Source organism: Ottowia sp. VDI28, assembly GCF_049532675.1.
Taxonomy (GTDB): domain Bacteria; phylum Pseudomonadota; class Gammaproteobacteria; order Burkholderiales; family Burkholderiaceae_C; genus Ottowia.
The window spans coordinates 3,060,984-3,081,056 of record NZ_CP149820.1; the positions used below are offsets into that span (position 1 = coordinate 3,060,984).

At 63.0% G+C, this 20,073-nt stretch carries 16 protein-coding genes; 13 read left to right on the top strand and 3 right to left on the bottom strand.

Annotation, left to right across the window (positions count from 1 at the left end; all coding sequences use genetic code 11):
* Window positions 1–110: 110 nt before the first annotated feature.
* Complete coding sequence (gene dnaG / locus WJU18_RS14555; protein WP_423460725.1) at window positions 111–1,946, bottom strand: DNA primase; 1,836 nt, start codon at window positions 1,944–1,946, stop codon at window positions 111–113.
* Between the two features lie 165 nt (window positions 1,947–2,111).
* Here dnaG and WJU18_RS14560 point away from each other — a divergent pair, with 165 nt between their 5' ends.
* From WJU18_RS14560 to WJU18_RS14580, 5 genes are all read left to right on the top strand, one after another.
* Complete coding sequence (locus WJU18_RS14560) at window positions 2,112–3,755, top strand: acyl-CoA synthetase (protein ID WP_423460726.1); 1,644 nt, start codon at window positions 2,112–2,114, stop codon at window positions 3,753–3,755.
* A 222-nt stretch (window positions 3,756–3,977) separates the two neighbouring features.
* Window positions 3,978–5,264, top strand: a complete 1,287-nt coding sequence (locus WJU18_RS14565; RefSeq protein WP_423460727.1) for a mechanosensitive ion channel family protein — start codon at window positions 3,978–3,980, stop codon at window positions 5,262–5,264.
* Between the two features lie 31 nt (window positions 5,265–5,295).
* A complete protein-coding gene (locus WJU18_RS14570) occupies window positions 5,296–5,862 on the top strand; it encodes a TetR/AcrR family transcriptional regulator (protein ID WP_423460728.1) in 567 nt (188 codons plus the stop codon).
* A 47-nt stretch (window positions 5,863–5,909) separates the two neighbouring features.
* Entirely contained in the window at window positions 5,910–6,878 is a 969-nt protein-coding gene (locus WJU18_RS14575; protein ID WP_423460729.1) for a quinone oxidoreductase family protein, read from the top strand.
* Between the two features lie 203 nt (window positions 6,879–7,081).
* Window positions 7,082–8,044 carry a glycerophosphodiester phosphodiesterase gene (locus WJU18_RS14580; protein WP_423460730.1) on the top strand — a complete coding sequence of 321 codons (963 nt, stop codon included), beginning with the start codon at window positions 7,082–7,084 and terminating at the stop codon, window positions 8,042–8,044.
* Here WJU18_RS14580 and WJU18_RS14585 read toward each other — a convergent pair whose 3' ends face one another.
* Both WJU18_RS14585 and WJU18_RS14590 read right to left on the bottom strand, forming a co-directional pair.
* Entirely contained in the window at window positions 8,045–8,383 is a 339-nt protein-coding gene (locus tag WJU18_RS14585; RefSeq protein ID WP_423460731.1) for a P-II family nitrogen regulator, read from the bottom strand.
* Between the two features lie 39 nt (window positions 8,384–8,422).
* Window positions 8,423–10,087 carry an NAD+ synthase gene (locus tag WJU18_RS14590; protein ID WP_423460732.1) on the bottom strand — a complete coding sequence of 555 codons (1,665 nt, stop codon included), beginning with the start codon at window positions 10,085–10,087 and terminating at the stop codon, window positions 8,423–8,425.
* A gap of 144 nt (window positions 10,088–10,231) precedes the next feature.
* On the opposite strand from WJU18_RS14590, the gene WJU18_RS14595 reads away from it, so the two are divergent.
* The 8 genes from WJU18_RS14595 (at window position 10,232) to WJU18_RS14630 (ending at window position 19,923) form a co-directional block, all read left to right on the top strand.
* On the top strand, window positions 10,232–11,440 hold the full coding sequence (locus tag WJU18_RS14595) for a GNAT family N-acetyltransferase (RefSeq protein WP_423460733.1): 1,209 nt from the start codon (window positions 10,232–10,234) through the stop codon (window positions 11,438–11,440).
* A gap of 156 nt (window positions 11,441–11,596) precedes the next feature.
* Window positions 11,597–12,424: a formate dehydrogenase accessory sulfurtransferase FdhD gene (locus WJU18_RS14600; RefSeq protein ID WP_423460734.1), complete on the top strand. Its 828-nt coding sequence runs from the start codon at window positions 11,597–11,599 to the stop codon at window positions 12,422–12,424.
* Between the two features lie 133 nt (window positions 12,425–12,557).
* Window positions 12,558–13,673 carry a hypothetical protein gene (locus tag WJU18_RS14605; RefSeq protein WP_423460735.1) on the top strand — a complete coding sequence of 372 codons (1,116 nt, stop codon included), beginning with the start codon at window positions 12,558–12,560 and terminating at the stop codon, window positions 13,671–13,673.
* Window positions 13,674–13,783: 110 nt separating this feature from the next.
* On the top strand, window positions 13,784–16,309 hold the full coding sequence (locus WJU18_RS14610; protein WP_423460736.1) for an ABC transporter permease: 2,526 nt from the start codon (window positions 13,784–13,786) through the stop codon (window positions 16,307–16,309).
* A gap of 119 nt (window positions 16,310–16,428) precedes the next feature.
* Complete coding sequence (locus tag WJU18_RS14615; RefSeq protein ID WP_423460737.1) at window positions 16,429–17,052, top strand: glutathione S-transferase family protein; 624 nt, start codon at window positions 16,429–16,431, stop codon at window positions 17,050–17,052.
* A gap of 66 nt (window positions 17,053–17,118) precedes the next feature.
* Complete coding sequence (locus WJU18_RS14620) at window positions 17,119–18,228, top strand: patatin-like phospholipase family protein (RefSeq protein ID WP_423460738.1); 1,110 nt, start codon at window positions 17,119–17,121, stop codon at window positions 18,226–18,228.
* Between the two features lie 86 nt (window positions 18,229–18,314).
* A complete protein-coding gene (locus tag WJU18_RS14625; RefSeq protein WP_423460739.1) occupies window positions 18,315–18,716 on the top strand; it encodes a group II truncated hemoglobin in 402 nt (133 codons plus the stop codon).
* Window positions 18,709–19,923, top strand: a complete 1,215-nt coding sequence (locus tag WJU18_RS14630; RefSeq protein WP_423460740.1) for an MFS transporter — start codon at window positions 18,709–18,711, stop codon at window positions 19,921–19,923. The genes WJU18_RS14625 and WJU18_RS14630 overlap by 8 nt, the downstream gene beginning before the upstream one ends.
* The last annotated feature ends 150 nt before the right edge of the window (window positions 19,924–20,073 follow it).

Sequence of the window (20,073 nt, forward strand, 5' to 3'; positions counted from 1 at the left end):
ATAAGCGCTTTGGCCGGGCCGGAGGTGCTGCTGTCGCTCTTGCCGTCAGGTAAGCTCTTAATTATAGCGGTAATCGCCAATTGCAAGGGCCACGTGACTGTATTTACGTTCTAAGACGGGTTTTCGTCGGTTTCACGGCTGTTCATGCGCAGCAGCCGCAGCGCTTCGATATCGCCAGCCTCGGCAGCACGCTGCATGGCCGCCGCGTGCTGGGCCTTTCGTTCCAGACTCAGAATATTGCGCAGCTCCGCCGGATCGCTTTCGATTTCCGGCGGTACCTTGTCGATTTCCGTCACGGCGGCCGTTTCGTGCTCGTGGCCTCGAAGGGCTTCGCGCAGCGCGCTCCAGGGCTGGGGGCCGTAGTTGTGGAACTGGCCGTCGAGCCAGGCAAAAAGCGTTCCGTGAGGCTCAGGCAGGTCGCACAGCAGTTGATGGTCGGCGGCGCTCAAGGCTTCCCAAGCGGCAGGTTCCGTCAAGACGATCTGCAGCGCCCGGCTGGCCCGGCTTGCAGGCAGGGTGCGGCGGCCTCCGCTCATGGGGGCGGGCGAGCGGAAGGTTTTCTGCTGCCGGCTGTAGCCTGAGGAGCGCTGATGGCCTTGATTTTCCTTGTCATAGTGCTTGGGCGCGGCAGCCCGGGGGGCGGCCTGGCGGATGCCCCAGAGCCCCTGGAGCTCGTGGGTACCCAACTGCACCTGAGCCGCTATGTCGGCCAGGATCTGCTGGGCCAGCGCGCCCGCGGGCAGCAATTGCCACAGCGGCTTGGCCTTGGCCGCAAAATGCGCCCGGCCTTCGGCAGTCGCCTGATCGACCTCCTCGGCGGCGGCGTCGAGCAGAAAGCGCGAGAGTGGCACCGATTGCTTCACGGCTTCGGCGAAGGCCTCCGGGCCTTCCGCGCGGATGAAGCTGTCTGGATCGTGCTCAGGCGGCAGGAACAGAAACTTGACGCTGCGCACGTCGGTGGCAAAGGGCAGGGCGGCTTCCAGCGCCTTGTGGGCGGCGCGCCGGCCCGCGGCATCGCCATCGAAACTGAACACGACGCTGTCCGTGAAGCGGAAGAGCTTCTGCACGTGATCCGGCGTGCAGGCGGTGCCCAGTGTGGCCACAGCATTGGCAAAGCCGAGCTGGGCAAGCGCCACCACGTCCATGTAGCCTTCGGTGACCAGCGCGTAACCGTGCTCGCGCAGGGCCTGCCGAGCCTCGAACAGGCCATAGAGCTCGCGGCCCTTGTGAAATACCGGTGTTTCGGGTGAATTGAGGTATTTGGGCTTCTCGTCCCCCAGTACGCGGCCGCCAAAACCGATCACCTCGCCCTTGACGCTGCGAATCGGGAACATGATCCGGTCGCGAAAGCGGTCGTAGCGCTTGCCTTCGTCCTCTTCGGACACAATGACAAGACCGGACTCCTGCAACTGCGGATCGGTGTAGTCAGGAAAGACGCTGGCTAGCGCGCGCCACCCTTCGGGCGCGTAGCCCAGGCCGAAATCGCGTGCCACCTGGCCCGAAAGGCCGCGATTTTTCAAATATCCGATGGCGCGCTGGGATTGCTTCAGATGGCCCCGGTAGGCTTCGGCCGCCTTGGCCAGCACATCGCTCAGTGTGGCGCGCTTTTCTGATTCTTCGGCGGCGCGCGCGCGCTCTGCCGGGCTGCGCTCGTCTTCTGGCACCTGCATGCCATATTGCTGCGCCAGATCGTGCACCGTCTCGACGAAGCCTGCGCCGGTGTGATCCATCAGAAAGCCGATGGCGTTGCCGTTTTTGCCGCAGCCGAAGCAGTGGTAGAACTGTTTGGAAGGGCTGACGGTGAAAGAGGGCGATTTCTCGCTGTGAAACGGGCACAGACCGGAGAAATTGGCCCCTGTTTTCTTCAATTGCACGTAGCGCCCGACGATCTCGACCACGTCTGCGCGAGCCAAAAGCTCCTGGATGAAATGCTGGGGAATTGCCACCCGCCTATTGTGACATCCGGCTGCAGAGAAGCTCTTTCGCGCGAGTTTTGATCGCTGTCAGCCTCGTGTGAGAGGCGCTGAGTATGATGAGCCAGGAGTCTCTCGGCCGCTTGGCCTCTCTATCCCGTAGTTCCTTTCCCTTGCCACATCATCCAGGAGACCGGCATGCCCAGCATCTTCGACACCGATTTGCCGCGCAACGAAGCCAATTTCGCACCCCTTACGCCGATTTCCTTCATACAGCGCACGGCAGAGGTGTATCCGGACAGGCTGGCCATCATTCATGGTGACCTGCGCCGCACCTGGGCCGAAACCTATGCGCGCTCCCGCCAGTTGGCCAGTGCCCTGCGGCAGGCGGGTGTCGGCAAGAACGATACCGTGGCGGTGATGCTGCCGAACACGCCGCCCATGGTGGAGGCCCATTTCGGCGTTCCCATGGCCGGTGCGGTGCTCAATGCGCTCAACACGCGGCTTGATCCGGAAGCCGTGGCTTTCATGCTGGACCATGGCGAGGCCAAAGTGCTGATCGTCGATCCCGAATTCGCGGCCATCGTGAAGAAAGCGTTGGCGCTGCGTGAGTCCAACGCACCTTTGCTGGTGATTGACGTAGAGGATGTGCTCTATGGCGCGGCAGAGAAGGTGGGCAGCGTGACCTACGACATTTTCGTGGCCCAGGGCGATGCCGCTTTCGAGTGGGAATACCCTGGCGACGAGTGGGATGCCATTGCGCTCAACTACACGAGCGGCACCACCGGAAACCCCAAGGGGGTGGTTTATCACCACCGCGGCGCAGCCACCAATGCCATCAGCAATATCCTCGAGTGGGACATGCCCAAGCACGCGGTGTACCTGTGGACGCTGCCCATGTTCCACTGCAACGGATGGTGCTTTCCGTGGACAGTGGCCGCGCGTGCGGCGGTGAACGTGTGCCTGCGCCGGGTAGAGCCCAGGGCGATCTTCGATGCCATCCGCAACCATGGCGTGACACACTATTGTGGCGCTCCCATCGTGCACGGCCTGTTGGTCAACGCGCCTGACGACATGAAGGCCGGGGTGCCGAGCGGCGTCAAGGCCATGGTGGCGGGCGCGGCACCGCCCGCTTCCATGATCGAAGGCATGGAAAAAATGGGCTTCGATCTGACCCACGTTTATGGCTTGACCGAGGTCTACGGCCCGGCCACCGTGTGTGCCAAGCACGAAGAGTGGAATGAGCTGGACATCGGCGAGCGCGCGCGGCTGAACGCGCGCCAGGGCGTACGCTATCACCTGCAGCGGGATGCCCGGGTGATCGATGCGGCCACCATGCAGCCCGTTCCCATGGACGGCGAGACCATGGGTGAGATCATGTTCCGCGGCAACATTGCCATGAAAGGCTATCTGAAGAACCCCAAGGCCACCGAGGAGGCCTTTGCCGGCGGCTGGTTTCATTCGGGTGACCTGGCGGTCCAGTACCCAGACGGCTACATCAAGATCAAGGACCGCAGCAAGGACATCATCATCTCCGGGGGCGAGAACATTTCTTCCATCGAGGTGGAAGACGTGCTGTACCGGCATCCGGCCGTACTGGCCGCTGCCGTGGTGGCCAAGCCCGATCCCAAGTGGGGTGAAACCCCTTGTGCCTTCATCGAGCTGAAGGCCGGCGCCGAAGTGACCGAGGCCGATATTGTGGCGCATTGCAAGGCGCATCTTGCCGGGTTCAAGGTGCCGCGTGCCATTGTGTTTGGCGAGCTCCCCAAGACCAGCACCGGCAAGATCCAGAAGTTCGAGCTGCGCAAGAAGGCTGGTTCCGCGGCGGCCATTGATGTTTAGGGTTTAAAGTCAGGCGGCTTCGCCCTCCGCAGGAATGATGGGAGCGCGCGAGGATAGTTGAGCGGAACCTATCGCGTCAGGCGCAGTCTGTCATTCAGTGGCATCCATGCCGGATGCACTGTTTTTTGTCATATCCCGGCCCCGTCGTGGCCGGGTCTCCACGCCTCGGCCGAACTCTCGGCCTTTCTGGGCGACCGGAGCCATTGCCTAGGAGATTCAACATTGAACTGGCAGGAGCTTTCCTTTTCCGATCCCTGGATGCAGACGCTGGCAGGCGTTTTCGCATTGTTGCTGGCTTGCCTGGTGGCGCACTGGTTGGCGCGGCACGTGATCGGGCGTGCACTTGGCGGGCTGCACCGTGCAGCGCGTACGGGGCCGCTGGCCGTGCTCCTGCATCGGGATGTGCTGGCGCGCATGGCGCAGGTCGTGCCCGCGCTCGTCCTGATGCTGGGCGTGGGCAGCGTTCCTCATCTGCCCGCGAGGCTGGTCACGGTGGTGGAGAACGTGAGTGCCGCGCTGGTGGTGCTTTTCGTGGCGCGCGCGCTTTTCAAGGCCCTGGATGCGACGTTGCAGGCCTACGGTGAGCGCGCTGCCGAACAGCCGGAGCTGCGCTCGCGCTCGATCAAGTCCTATGTGCAGCTTGGCCAGATCCTCGTGGGGGTGACAGCAGTGGTGGTCATGATTGCCGCCCTGGCGGATAAGTCTCCGTTCATCGTGCTCTCGGGTTTTGGTGCGATGTCGGCGGTGTTGATGCTGATTTTCCAGGACACCATCAAGTCTTTCACGGCCGGCATGCAGATTGAGGGCAACGACATGCTGCGCGTGGGCGATTGGATCGAGATGCCGCAAGCCGGTGCGGATGGCGACGTGATCGACATCGCGCTCAACACCGTCAAGGTGCAGAACTGGGACAAGACCATTGTCACTATCCCCACCTGGAAGCTGATGAGCGAGAGCTTCAGGAATTGGCGCGGCATGAGCGAGGCGGGCGGGCGCCGCATCAAGCGCACGCTGATGCTGGACGCGGGTTCGATTCATTTCTTGACGGATGATCAGATCGAGCGCCTTGGCGAGATCGAGTTGATCGCCGACTACATTCAGGAAAAGGCCAGCGCGGTCAAGATTTCGCGCGGCATGAAGGCGCGGGAGCTGGGCGAAGCCCTGGCCCGCGTGCCGGCGAACCAGAGGCGGTTGACCAACATTGGCACCTTCCGTATGTACGTGCAGGCCTACCTGAAAGCCAACCCGGACATCCGGCAGGACATGACGGTGATGGTGCGCCTGATGCAACCGACCTCGGAAGGTATTCCGCTGGAGCTGTATTGCTTCACCAATACCACCGCGTGGGTGGCGTACGAGGCCATTCAGGGCAACATTTTTGATCACTTGCTGGCCATCCTGCCGGAATTTGGCTTGCGCAGCTTCCAATCACCGGGCGGGGCCGACGTGCGGGCGTTGCTGCAAGGGAGGAACGGACAGCGTTCGGTCAGCGCTTCGATGAATTATTGACTGATCGTTCCAATATGATTATGATCGCCCTATGGCCAGAGCAAAAGAGTTTGATGTCGATCATGCGCTGGACGCCGCTGTAGGTGTGTTTCGCGAGCATGGCTATGCGGGCGCATCCGCCGGCATGTTGACCAGCGCGATGGGCATCGGGCGGCAAAGCCTGTACGACACGTTCGGAGACAAGTGGGCGTTGTATTGCGCGGCTGTGCGCCGCTATGGCGATTTCGAATGCCGCGCTCACCTGTATGCGCTTGGGCGTGGGCCCAAGGCGATCGATGGCCTGAGGGCCATGGTGGAGCGCGTGGTGGCCGAGGCCCGCACGCCTTGTCTCGGCGTCTATTCGGTGACCGAGTTCGGCGGATCGAGCGATGAGCTGGTCAGCTTGCGTGAAGGTTTGGGAGAGGTTCTGGCTGAGGCCGTCGGCGAAAAAATCCGGCAGGCGCAGGCCCAGGGTGACGTGGATCCTCTATTGGATGCGGCGCAGGCCGCCGCTTTTCTGGTGGCGAATATTGCGGCTATACGCATAGCCGCAAGAGGTGGTGCAGATGATGCGCAACTGCAGGCGCTAGGGCAAATGGTCCTGCGGGTGCTTCGCTGATTTTTTTGTCTTTTTTTGAATGATCGTTCCATAATGAGGATATGCAAATGAAAGCAGTCGTGATGAATGAAGTTGGCGATACCAACGTGCTTGAATATGTCAAGCGTCCGGACCCTGTGCCAGGGCCTGGTGAGGTGCGGGTGGCGGTGGCTGCGGCGGGCGTCAACTTCATGGATATTGGCATTCGGCAGGGCATGGCATGGACCGAGATGCCCAACCCCAAGGTCCTGGGTGCTGAAGGAGCCGGTCGGGTGGAGATGGTCGGCGAGGGGGTGCACGGTTTTGCCGTGAGCGATCGTGTGGCGTGGGTCTACGCGCCTGGCAGTTATGCCGAAAAAGTGGTCGTGCCAGCGGACTCGCTGGTGCAACTGCCCGACGATATTGGCTTTTCCACAGCTTCATCCTTGATGATGAATGGCCTGACCGCGAGCCACTTTGCCACGGAATTCCATCAGGTGCGCGAGGGCGAGATCGCATTGGTTCACGCGGCCGCCGGCGGCGTGGGATCGCTGCTGACGCAGATCATCAAACTGCGGGGAGGGAGGGTGATTGCGCGCGTGTCGTCCGAGGGCAAGGTGGCTGTGGCGAAGGCGGCCGGTGCCGATCATGTCGTGGTGGACCGTGATGGCAACTTCGCCGAGGCCGTCTTGCGTTTGACGGAGGGGCGTGGCGTGGACGTGGTCTATGACGGCTCAGGCATGGCAACTTTCCAGGCTTCCCTGGACGTGCTGGCCTACGGGGGAACCTTCTGCTGGTACGGCCCGGTGCTGGAAGCCACGAAGGTGATCGACATTTACAGCCTGCCCAGGAGCATCAAGATAGGCTATGCCACGTTTGCGCACCATGTCCGCACGCCGGAACTGCTGCGTGCGCGATCGGCGGCGTTGTTCGACTGGGTGCGCCAGGGCAAGCTCAAGGTGTTCCCCGGTGGAGAGTATCCGCTGGCCGATGCGGCGAAGGCGCATGCGGATCTGTGGAGCAGAAAGACGTCAGGGAAGCTCTTGCTCGTGCCTTGATTCGCCACGAAGGCGCGAGTGCCTTTAAGGCAACGCTGAATAAATTCTCATGCACGTCGCATCCCTGGACTCGGGCGGTCTGCGGGGTTGAAAATGCTCGCGATATCGCCCGATATCCCTGCGCTTTTCGCCCCCGCATCCCATCCCGATCCAGGGCGCGCCGCACACGACAACTTATTCAGCGTTGCCTTAATATCTTCGGCATGAAGTGCTTTATCTTGCTTTCCATGCTGACGGTTTCGTTGGCCGCTCACGCTTTCGACCTGGAAGGCCACCGTGGCGCACGGGGCCTCGCGCCAGAGAATACGCTGGCTGCTTTCGAGAAGGCCATGGCGATCGGCGTGACCACGCTGGAGCTCGATATCGGGTTGACGTCCGACGGTATTCCCGTGGTTTCGCACGATCCATTCCTGGCGCACGACATGGCGCGTAATGCCAGCGGCGAATGGCTGGGCAACGCAACGCCGTTGATCCGAAGCCTTTCGTTGGCGGAATTGCAGACCTACGACCTCGGCCGCGCGCGCGAGGGCAGTGCGACCACGCGCAATTTTCCTGATCAGCAACCGCGTGACGGTGAGCGCGTGCCGACGCTGGCTGCGCTGTTCGAACGCGTCAAAACCTTGGGGGCTGAACAGGTGCGTTTCAACATCGAGACCAAGTTGAGCCCCGCAAAACCGGACGAAACAGCCACGCCGGAAGGGATGGTCAAAGCCTTGCTGGCGGTGATTCAGCAGGCGGGCATGGCTGGGCGCGTCACCATCCAGAGTTTTGATTGGCGCACGCTCAAGCTGGTGCAGCAAGAGGCGCCGTCGATTCCGACTGCCTACCTGACCATGAAGACCCGGAACGCCAACAATGCGGCCGACCCGGCATGGACCGGCGGACTGCGGCTGGGCGATTACCCGTCGGTGGCGCACATGGTCAAGGCGGCCGGCGGCTCCGTGTGGTCGCCCAATTTCGCTGCGCTGGATGAGGCCACCGTCAAGTCTGCGCAGGCTATCGGCCTGAAAGTGATTCCTTGGACGGTGAATCAGCCCGCCGACATGCAGCGTCTGATCGGCTGGGGCGTGGATGGGATCATTTCAGACTATCCGGATCGCCTGCGCGCTGCCATGCAGGCTGCTGGCATAGCGCTGCCGATCCCGGTTCAGCGTCGTTCTGACTAGTTACACGGCGGCGTCGTCTTCCTCGCCCGTGCGGATGCGCACCACGCGATCAACCTGCGTCACGAAAATCTTGCCGTCGCCAATCTTGCCCGTGCGCGCGGCCTTGATGACGGCGTCTACACAGCGGTCGACATCGCCGTCAGGTACGACGACCTCGATCTTGACCTTCGGCAGAAAGTCGACCACGTATTCGGCGCCCCGATAAAGCTCGGTGTGGCCTTTCTGGCGGCCGAAGCCCTTGACTTCGGTCACGGTGAGACCGGTCACGCCTACATCGGCCAGGGCTTCACGTACTTCTTCGAGCTTGAAAGGTTTGATGACGGCGGTGATCTGTTTCATGGTGATTCCAGCAAGCAGAGGACTAGGGGGAGCAGGGCGTCAGGCCCTGAACTTGTTGGTTATAGGATAACGCCAATCCTTGCCAAATCCGCGGTGGGTTACACGGGTGCCTTCGGCAGCCTGGCGCCGCTTGTATTCATTGATCTTGATTAGCCGCGTGACTTTCTCCACGTCCTCGGGTTTGAAGCCTTCAGCGATCAGTTCGGCTACGCCCATGTCGTTTTCCATGTAGCGCTCGATGATGGCGTCCAGCACCTCGTAGGGCGGCAGGTTGTCCTGGTCGGTCTGGTCGGGGCGCAGTTCGGCGCTGGGCGGACGGGTGATGATGCGCTCTGGGATCGGATTGGCGCCGGTGCGGTACGGGTCGTGCGCATTGCGCCAGCGGGCCATCTCGAATACTTTGGTCTTCACGACATCCTTGATGGGCGCGAAGCCGCCGCACATGTCGCCGTACAGGGTGCAGTAGCCGGTGGCATATTCGCTCTTGTTGCCGGTGGTCAGCACCAGGTGGCCGTGCTTGTTGGAAAGCGCCATCAGCATCACACCGCGGATACGGGCCTGGATGTTTTCCTCGGTCGAGTCTTCTGGCTTCCCGCCGAAAAGCGGCCCGAGTGATGCTTTGAATTGCTCGAATTCCGGCCGGATGGAGATCTCGTCGTACTGTACGTCCAGCCGCTTCGCCATTTCCCTGGCATCGTCTAGGCTGATGCCGGCGGTGTAAGGGCTCGGCATCATGACGGCGTGCACTTGCTCCTTGCCCAGGGCGTCGACCGCGATCGCCAGTACCAGCGCGGAGTCGATGCCACCGGAAAGCCCGAGAATGACGCTTTTGAACCCGTTCTTGCCCACGTAGTCGCGCAGGCCCAGCACCAGGGCGTCCCACAGATCGCTTTCAGGCGCCCGGGCGGGGGCTGTCTCTGCCTTCAGGGCCAAGGCGTCGCCATTGCGGCTGACATCGACGTAGAAGAGCTTTTCTTCGAAGCTGGGCGCACGCCCAACCAGCGTGCCGTCGGCGCCGATGGCGAACGACTGGCCTTCGAACACCACCTCGTCCTGACCGCCCACCAAATGGGTGTACACCAGCGGCAAGCCGGATGAGCGCACGCGCCCGGTCATCATGACTTCGCGTTCGTAGCCCTTGCCCAGGTGGAACGGCGAGGCGTTGATCACGGCCAGCAGTTCGGCGCCAGCCTCCGTGGCCAGCTCGGCGGGCTCGTCGAACCAGGCGTCTTCGCAGATCAACAGGCCGATGCTGATGTCTCCAGCCTGGAAGACGCAGGTGCCTTGCCCGGGAACGAAGTAGCGGCGCTCGTCGAACACCTGGTAGTTCGGCAGCAGGCGCTTGGAGTAATTTTCGACCACGCGGCCGTTTTTCAGCACGCTGGCGGAGTTGGTTCGCTCGGACACGGTCATGCTTTTTCCGCGCTGGTCACGCCCGACCGGGTGGCCGACGACGATCGCCAAGTCGGTCAGATCCGCGGTCTCCCGGGCGACCGTTTTCACGGCTTCGTTGCAGGCGGCGATGAATGAGGGACGCAGGAAGAGGTCTTCGGCGATGTAGCCGCAGATCGATAGCTCAGGCGTCAGCAACAGCCTGGCTCCTTGCGCATGGGCGGCCTTCGCTGCCTCGATGATCTTCTGCGCATTGCCCGGCATGTCGCCGACAGTGAGGTTGAGCTGCGCCACGCAGATTCTTAAAGTCATACCAGTGCTCTTGAAACGAAGCAAGCATGGTAGCAGCCGGAGCCGCGGCCTCGCTCCAAAAGGGCCTTCGCCCACCGAGATAATCGGGTTGGCGTTACCCTCGGGATTCCTTGGCCGCTACAAACCCTTTCTTCGGTTTTTGTCTTGTCTACACCCTTGCGTTTTCGTACCCAACTCGTCGACTCCCCCGCTGGCGTCAGCAGTTCCGACTGGGATACCCTGTTGGCGAGGCAGGCAGTACCGACCCCGTTCATGCAGCATGCCTATCTGAGCGCATTGCATGAAAGCGGCAGCGCCGAACCCCGCACGGGCTGGGCGCCACGCTTCATGCTCCTCTGGGACGGCGATGAGCTGGCCGCCGGGTGCCCGCTTTATGCCAAGGCGCATTCCTATGGCGAATACGTGTTTGATTGGGCCTGGGCCAATGCTTATGCGGAGCACGGCCTGAACTATTACCCCAAGGCGCTGGTGGCTGTGCCTTTCACGCCGGTGCCGGGTTCGCGTTTGCTGGCGCGTGATGCGGCCGCGCGCGAGGCGCTGGTGCGGGCACTGATCAATTGGTGCGAAGCGCAAAAGCTGTCTTCCCTGCACGTGCTGTTCGGCGACGAGGCTGATCAAGCCGCATGCGAGGCGGCCGGGTTGCTGCAGCGGCAGCAGGTGCAGTTTCACTGGAACAACGTGGCGCCTGAGCCGTCTGCGCAAGAGATGCGCCCGTTTGCGGATTTCGACGATTTTCTGGCCAGCCTTACGCAGGAAAAGCGCAAGAAAATCCGCCAGGAAAGGCGCAAAGTGCGCGAAGCTGGCATCCAATTCCGCTGGGCGCGCGGCGGGGATATCTCCGAGGAAGACTGGACGTTTTTCTACCGTTGCTACGAACGCACCTATTTGGAGCACGGCAATCCGCCTTACCTGACTCCGGAGTTTTTTGCGGCCATGTTCCAGGTCATGGCGGAGCACTGGGTGATGTTCATTGCCGAGCACCACGGCCAACCCGTCGCGTCAAGCTTGGTCGCCGTCAGTGCGGAGGGTACTCTCGCCGGGAAAGCGGGTGGGGTGGCTTACGGGCGTTATTGGGGGGCGCTGGCCCGGGTCGACAGCCTGCATTTCGAGGCTTGCTACTATCAGCCGATCGAATGGTGTATTGCCCATGGCGTAGGGCGCTTCGAGGGCGGGGCGCAAGGTGAGCACAAGATGGCCCGAGCGCTGATGCCGGCGCGCACCCACAGCGCGCACTGGCTGGCGCACCCGGCGTTCTCGGATGCCGTGGAGCGCTTCCTGGAGCGCGAGGGGGCAGGGATTGAAAACTACCTGGAGCACCTGGAGGCGCGCTCGCCGTTCCGGCGTGCCGGATGAGTCCCCGGCGCCTGGGACCGCCGAGCTCCAGCTCGGCAACTTCAGCGTATGAAGAGGTTGCCAATGCCGAGCTGGAGCTTGGCGGTCCCAGCGGCCGGGGCGATGATGCACCCATAATGCACCGGTCATGAAGACACTCCCCCACCGCCCTTTACCGTGCCCCTGCCGCGTTTGACGTCGGCCCAAGCCCCTCTGGCCGAGGAAGTCGACGCCATCAACGAGCATGGCGAGCTGCTACAGGTGGCCATACCCGCCGAGCGAGCGCTGACCGTGTATGTGGACAAACGCGAACTCGTGACCCTGATGACCTTGGGAGCGCATCCCGAGTGGTTGGTGTTGGGCTATCTGCGCAACCAGCGGTTGGTGGCGGATGTCGGCGAGGTCGAATCGGTCACGGTGGATTGGGAAGTGGGCGCCGCCGCGGTGAAAACCCGCCGGGGCATCGCGAACCTGGCCGAGCGCACGGCCAAGCGCGTGGTGACCACCGGTTGCGGCCAGGGCAGCGTGTTCGGCGACCTGATGGCGGATGTCGACAGCATCCGCCTGGGAGAGGCCACGCTGAGGCAGCAGGCGCTCTACGGCGTCGTCAACGTCATCAGGCTTCAGGAAACTACCTACAAATCGGCGGGATCGGTGCACGGCTGCGCCCTGTTTCAGGGCGAAGAGATGCTGCTCTTCGTGGAAGACGTGGGCCGGCACAATGCCATCGACACGATCGCGGGCTGGATGTGGCTGCAGGAAGCCGCCGTGCAGCAAGGCCGCGACAAGCTTTTCTACACCACGGGGCGCCTTACCAGCGAGATGGTCATCAAATCCGCGCAGATGGGCGTGCCGATCGTCGTCTCGCGCAGCGGCATCACGCAGATGGGGCGGCAGATCGCCAAGCAGCTTGGTTTGTGCGCCATTGGCCGCGCGATCAATCAGCGCTTTCTTTGCTACAGCGCTCCCGAGCGGCTGGTTTTCACGGCCAACCCTGACGGTTGAGTCGAGGCGAAGAGTATTTTCAATGGGTTTTTGATAAAACCAAAAACTGCTGTTTGCATCAGTTTGTACACTGAATTTTTCCCCGGGGAGGAATATCACAATGTTTGTTGCAGACAGGATAGTTTCCCGAAACTTGCCGCAGCGTGGCGTTATTTTCTCGGCTGTGCTTGGCGCGATGACGTGGGCTTCCGGCTCCGCGGCTTCGGCGCAGACCGTGAACTACACCACGCCCGGTGTTTATAGCTACACCGTGCCGGCGGGTGTGCAGGCCCTGGATGTGGATTTGGCCGGGGGCGGAGGCGGCAGTGGCACCGGGGTGAACATCCAGATTGGGATCCAGGGGTTCGATGGCTTGTTTCCTGGCGGAAGCGGGGGAGATGGGGCCAGGTTGACTGCCAGAGTGGCGGTTGTGCCGGGCAATGTTATCTCCATTACCGTTGCGGCGGGAGGGGGTGGCGGCGAAGACGATCAGAATGCCGCAACTCCCTTGAACGGCGGAGCAGGCGGCGCGGGCGCCGGCAGTGGCGGCCGGAGCGCCGATGGCACCAAACGGGATGAGCCCGAGCCCATCACCTCTGTCTACACCGCAGGCGGTGGCGGCGGGGCATCCGCCGTGCAGATGGCTGGCAATTTCTATTTACGGGCGGGTGGTGGAGGCGGAGGGAGTAGTGCCACCTATGGCCAATCTTCGCGTGATCTGGGTATTTCCGGCCAGAGCGCGCCACTTGCCATGGCCAATACACCAGACTGCGGCACACCAGCCAATGGCGGTGATGGCTTGGCTCCGACGGATGTTTATACGGGAGGCGGAAGCACGATTGGCACAGGCGCGGGCGGCGGCGGCGGATACTTGAACAACGCCGGAGCTGGCGGTGCCTCGGCTGCCGGGACGGTTCCGGATGGCACCAATTGGTGGACGGTCAATGCCACGCCGCCAACTAGCGCCACGGGTGGCGGATCATGCTATTACACCGCGTCCGTGGCGTATGCGATCAGCAACCCGCTCGTCGCCGTGGGCGCGCCTGGGGCCATAGTCGATCCGGGGACGCTGCCCTTGTCTCCGGGCACCGACGGACCCCTTGTTGCATTGAATGGCGCCGATGGCTGGGTTCGCATTACGCCGGTCCAGGGCTCCGTCACACCTGCAGTGACTTCGGTTCCCACCATGGGCACGGGTAGTCTGGCACTGCTGACCTTGGCTCTGGCGGGCGTGGGGGCGCTGAGCTCGAGAGCCAAGCGGCGCCGTTAGGTGCTGATGCTGGAATAGCTGACGCTTTTTTTCGCCGATTGTCTGGAGCGATCAGGCATTTCGGAGAGATTCGGCAAGAACGCACCGAGTTTTGCGCTAAGGTGCTGCGGATGACGAAATCTTCAGCTTCAGCTCTGGGTTGGCGCACCCTTTGGCGCGATCTCCGTTCAGGCGAACTGCGCTTGCTCATGGTGGCCGTGACCTTGGCTGTCGCAGCGTTGACTGCCGTGGGGTTCTTCTCCGATCGGCTGCAATCCGGCCTGCAACGGGATGCCCGCCAATTGTTGGGCGGCGATGCCGTAGTGGTCACAGACACTCCACCTGCGGCCGAATGGCGGCAGCAAGCCGATGCGCAGGGGCTGCAAAGCGTGCTGACGCTCAGTTTCCCTACCATGGGCCGCGCGGCCGACGGTCAGGGCGGTGCTACCCGTCTGGTGGCGCTGAAGGCAGTGGGGCCGGGCTATCCCTTGCGCGGGAGCCTGCGCTTGACACAGACGCTGGAAGACACTACGGGCGCTGCCACGCGGGAAATTCCCGCGCGCGGCGAGGCCTGGGTGGAGCCGCCGCTGCTCGAAGCATTGGGCTTGCGCGTGGGCGATACCCTTTTGCTGGGCGATGGCAGCCTGCGCATTGCGCACCTCATCAGCTTCGAGCCCGATCGTGGCAGCGGCTTCATGAGTTTCGCGCCGCGCGTGATGATCAACGAAGCGGATCTGCCCGCCACGAATCTGGTGCAGCCCGCCAGCCGTATCACTTACCGGCTGGCACTGGCGGGGGATGGCGCTGCTGTCAAGCGCTTTCAGAATTGGGCCGATGCCGAGTTGAAGAAACCCAGCACGTACGGCGTGCGGCTGGAAACGCTGGAAAGCGGCCGGCCTGAAATGCGGCAGACGCTGGACAGGGCCGAGAAATTCCTGAATCTCGTGGCGCTGCTGGCGGCCTTGCTTTCGAGTGTGGCGGTGGCCTTGGCTGCCCGCGGATTCGCGGCCCGGCACCTTGACGATTGCGCCATGCTGCGCGTGCTGGGTTTGCCGCAGCGGACCATTGCCGGGGCCTACACGATCGAATTCCTGCTCGCGGGGCTGGCTTCCAGCGTGGTGGGCGTGGTGCTGGGCTTCGCGGTCCACTATATCTTCGTGGCCATGCTGTCGGGCCTGGTGGACAGTGCATTGCCGGCCGCGAGCTTCTGGCCGGTCGCTTTTGGGCTGGGTATCGGGCTGACCTTGCTGGCGGCTTTCGGCTTGCCTCCCGTGCTGCAGTTGGCGCAGGTGCCGCCGCTGCGCGTGATCCGGCGCGACGTGGGCGCGCTCCGGCCTGCTTCGTTGGCCGTGCTTGGCTTGGGAGTGGCTGGCTTCGCCGCGCTGTTGCTGGCCGTCAGTTCCGATCTGAAGCTGGGGCTGATCGCGGTTGGCGGTTTTGCGGGCGCGGTGGCCTTGTTTGCCGCTCTGTCATGGGGCGCGGTCAAGTTGCTGCGCCGCGTGGTCAATGAGGCCACGGCGCCGCGCTGGCTGGTGTTGGCCACGCGGCAGATTTCGGCGCGTCCGGCCTACGCCATGGTGCAGGTCAGCAGCCTGGCGGTGGGTTTGCTCGCCCTGGTGCTGCTGGTGCTGCTGCGCACCGATCTCGTCAACAGTTGGCGCCAGGCCACCCCGGCAGACGCGCCCAACCGCTTCGTCATCAACATCATGCCGGAGCAGGGCGATGATTTTCGTGCCGCGCTGAAGGGCGCGGGCGTGGAGAAACTTGACTGGTACCCCATGTTCCGCGGCCGCCTGATCGCCATCAACGGCAGAGATGTGTCGCCTGACAGCTATACCGAAGACCGCGCCAAGCGTCTGGTCGACCGCGAGTTCAATCTCTCCAATGCGCTGGAGCGGCCATCACACAACGAGATCACCGCCGGACGGTGGGAAGAGGATGAGGCCGGCGCCATCAGCGTCGAGGAAGGCATCGCCGAGACGCTGGGCTTGAAGATGGGCGATAGCCTGAGCTTTGATGTGGGCGGCATGCCGGTGGAGGCGCGCATCACTTCCTTGCGCAAGGTGGACTGGACTTCCATGCATGCGAACTTCTTCGTCATGTTCCCCGTGGCGCAGATGCAGGACGTTCCCGTGACCTATCTGGCGGCCTACCGCGCGCCTTCGCAGACCGGTTTCGACAATGCGCTCGTGCGCCAGTTTCCGAACATCACGAACGTGGACATGAGCGCCACCCTGGCCCAGGTCCAGCGGGTGCTTGACCAGGTGATCCGCGCCGTGGAGTTTCTGTTCGGCTTCACGCTGGCGGCGGGGTTGATCGTGCTGTTTGCCGCGGTCAGCGCTACGCGGGAGGAGCGCGCCCGGGAGTTCGCCATCATGCGCGCCGTAGGCGCCAGCGGCCAATTGCTGCAGGGTGTGCAGCGCGCCGAACTGGTCGGCGTGGGACTGTTGGCAGGCTTTCTGGCCAGCGGCGTGGCCGTTCTCGTCGGCTGGGCGATGGCGCGTTATGCTTTTGACTTTCAATGGACCGCATCACCCTGGGTGCCGCTGGCTGGCGCCCTGGCTGGTGCCGTGCTGGCTTTGGCGGCCGGGTGGTGGGGTCTGCGCGAAGTCCTGCGCAGACCGGTCGTTGAAACACTGCGCCAGGCGGCAGAATAGATTCAAACCAATCCATTGCAAAATCGCCCCCACGCTTCCCCATTTCGTGTGGTCCGCTGCCCCCCGTGGGGGTGCTTTTTATCTTGGGAGCGGCCCAGCGATAAAAAAGGACACATCGCATGACGACATCTCCCTTGACGCTGTACTACGCACCAGGCACTTGCGCGCAATCCGTGCTGATCGCGCTGTACGAAGCTGGTGCGGATTTTGAGCTCAAGACGCTGAATTTCGCCGAGAACGAGCAACGCAGCCCCGCTTATCTGGCTATCAATCCGAAGGGCCGTGTACCTGCGCTGGTGACCCCGCGGGGCGCATTGACCGAAGCTCCCGCGCTGCTGCTGTATGTGGCCCAAACCTATCCGCAGGCGCAACTGGCACCGTTGAATGATCCGTTCGCGCTGGCGCAGATGCAGGAATTCAATGCGTACCTGGCCTCCACTGTGCACATTTCGCATGCGCACAGGCCGCGTGCCGCTCGCTGGGCCGATGACGAAGCCGCTCAAGCCTCCATGCGCGCGAAAGTGCCGCAAAACATGCGCGAAGCGTTTGATGTGATTGAAAACCATTACCTGGGCGACAAGACCTGGGTCATGGGCGATCAATACACCGTGGCCGACGGTTATCTCTATACCGTCGCAGGGTGGCTTGAGGGCGACGGCGTGAGTATTTCCGAATTCCCCCGGGTGGCCGCCCACACCGCGCGCGTGCGTGAGCGGGCTGCGGTGAAGAAATTGGCTGCCTGAAATCGGCCGGAAAAGTTAGGGATCAAGCCCTAATTTTTGAGCCCGGCTTGTGGTTCACTGGCGCCCATGGAAAATCAGAAGCAGATCAATCTGGCCCTTCAAGGCGGGGGCGCTCATGGCGCATTTACCTGGGGCGTGCTCGATGCTTTGCTGGCCGATGGGCGCCTAACCATCGACGGTATCAGCGGCACCAGCGCCGGTGCGGTCAACGCCGTGGCGCTCGCGCATGGCTGGGCCAGCGCACAGGCGTCAGGCACCGATCCGGCGGAAGGGGCGCGCGCCTCGCTGGCCAATGTGTGGAGCAAGGTCGTGGTCATGGGGGAACTCAGCGAAGGCCCTGGCCGGCTGGCGCGCCTGATGATGGGTGCGATGCCGGGTGCCCTCGGCCGGATGTCGCCCTACCAATCGAATCCGCTGGACTACAACCCGCTGCGCAAGCTGATCGAGTCGGAGATTGATTTCGATCAGCTGGCGCGCCTCAAGTCACCCAAGGTTTTCGTGGGTGCGACCGAGGTTGAAACGGGCCGGGCCGAGATTTTCACGGGCAAGCGCCTGACAGCCCAGGCCGTCATGGCCTCGGCCTGCCTTCCCATGCTGTTTCAGGCGCCGGAAATTGACGGCAAGCAATATTGGGACGGTGGCTACTCGGGCAACCCGGCCTTCGCGCCGCTGATCGAGCAATGCGACACCAACGATGTGCTGCTGGTGCAGATCAACCCGCTGCGCCACCCGGGCACTCCCAAGACGGCCTCGGAAATCATCGACCGTGTGAACGACCTGACTTTCAACGCCAGCCTGATTTCGCAGATGCGTACCATCGCCCTGATCAATGACATGGTCGAGAGAGGCGTGGCGCCCGAGGGGCTCAAGCAGATCCACTTGCATCGCATCGATGGCGGCAAGGCCATGCTGGCGTTTCCTGCGTCGACCAAGGCCACGCCCCAGCGGGCAACCATGGACAAGCTATTCGCGCTGGGGGGTGAATCCGCGCAGCGCTGGCTCAAACGCCACCTGGATGCTGTAGGCCAGAAAAGCAGCATCAATGTCCGGCGCGACTATGGCAACCCCTTACGCCTGGATTTTGGGGTGGATGAGGAGATGGAGGCCGCACAGAGCGCCGCGTCCGGGGATGACGAGGGCAGTGGCAATGATCAGGGTTTTACGGCAGCCTCATGAGCGGCATCCACTGCGTTACATAGAATCCGCTTTGGTGATCTTGTCTAAGGCTCGCCGCAAGATGTTGAGACCGGTAGGAGCCGCATTTGACTGAAACTTCCTCATCCGAATCCACGCCGTTCGAGCGCATTGGCGGCGAAGCCGCGGTGCGCCGCCTGGTGGATCGTTTCTATGACCTGATGGATCTGGAGCCAGCCTATACAGCGCTGCGCGCTGTGCATGGCAATACGCTTGACAGCGCCCGCCTGAAGCTGTTTTTGTTCCTGTGCGGGTGGCTTGGCGGCCCCGCGTACTACGAGGAGCGCTATGGCCACCCGCGCCTTCGCATGCGCCATTTCCCGTATGCCATTGGTATCCGGGAGCGTGACGAGTGGTTGGCCTGCATGAACCAGGCCATGACTGAGACAGGCGTAGATGAGGCTTTGCGCACCCGGCTTGCACAAAGCTTCCACCAGACGGCAGACTGGATGCGCAATACGCATGGCTGAGGGGAGCGCGCCTTCCGCCACGGCTCCTGGCCCCTGGACCAGCCTCGCGGTGACCACCGCCATCCAGGTGATGACCTCGATGGCTTTGCTCACGTTGCCGGTGATGGCGCCCGAGGTGGCCAAGGCGCTGGGGGTGTCCTCCGCATTGGTGGGCGGGTATATTGCGCTGGCCTACGCAGCGGCCATGGCCGGCAGCCTGGTGGGGGGCACGCTGGTGCGGCGTATGGGCGCCATACGCGTCAGCCAGATGGGACTGGTTTCCTGTGCCGCCGGATTGGCGTTGTGTTCGCTGCCATCCCTGCCGGCCATTGTGGTGGGCGCGCTGGCGATTGGCATCGGCTACGGGCCGATTACACCCGCCAGCTCGCATCTTCTGGCGCTCACCACGCCGGCACACCGCATGTCGCTGGTTTTTTCCATCAAGCAGACGGGCGTGCCCGCGGGCGGCATGTTGGCCGGCGCGATCGTCCCAGGGGCGCTGCTGATCGTGGGCTGGCAAGCCACGTTGCTGCTGGTAGCCGCGGTTTGCCTGGTTTGGGCCGTTTTGGCGCAGCCCTTGCGCGCGCCGCTGGACGCCGACCGCCAGCCCAACCAACCGTTGGCCCTGGGTGTGCTGTTGAAGCCTCTGCGCATGGTGTTAGGGCATCGTACACTGGCCGCGCTGGCGCTTTGCTCGTTTCTGTTTTCCGCGGTCCAGGTGTCGCTGACCACCTACCTGGTCACTTATCTGCACGATTCCCTCAGCATGACCTTGGTGGCTGCCGGGGTGGCCTTGTCGGTTTCGCAACTGGCCGGCGTGGTGGGGCGTATCATCTGGGGCAGCGTGGCTGATCGCTGGCTTGGTGCCCGCCGTACGCTCGTCGGTTTGAGCATTTGCATGGTGATCGGGGCCTTGTTCACGGCCATGCTGCAGCCCGACACACCGGTGGCGGTGCTATGGCTGGTGGTCGGGATTTTCGGCGCCTCGGGTATCGGCTGGAATGGCGTCTACCTGGCCGAAGTGGCACGCCAGGCGCCCCAGGGCCAGGCCAGCGCGGCCACGGGCGGCACGCTGCTGTTCACCTTCTTGGGCGTTGTCTGCGGCGCGCCGGCCCTGGGGGCCTTGTCGAGCGCGGCGGGCAGCTACAGGGTGGGGTTTGCCGCCTTGGCTGTGCCCGCGCTTGCAGCTTTGGTGCTTTTGCTGTGGCGGGCCCGTCACAGCCCCTAGCGGGGGCTAGGAGCGTGGGCGGCTCGGCGCCCCCGGCAGAAGGAACGTCGGCTGCAATGAGCGAGAAAACGGTCCATCGCGGTATTACCTCCGGCACCCATAGCTCGGCTATGGGCTTGTCGGTATTACCACGCTGTCATCGTTTTTCGC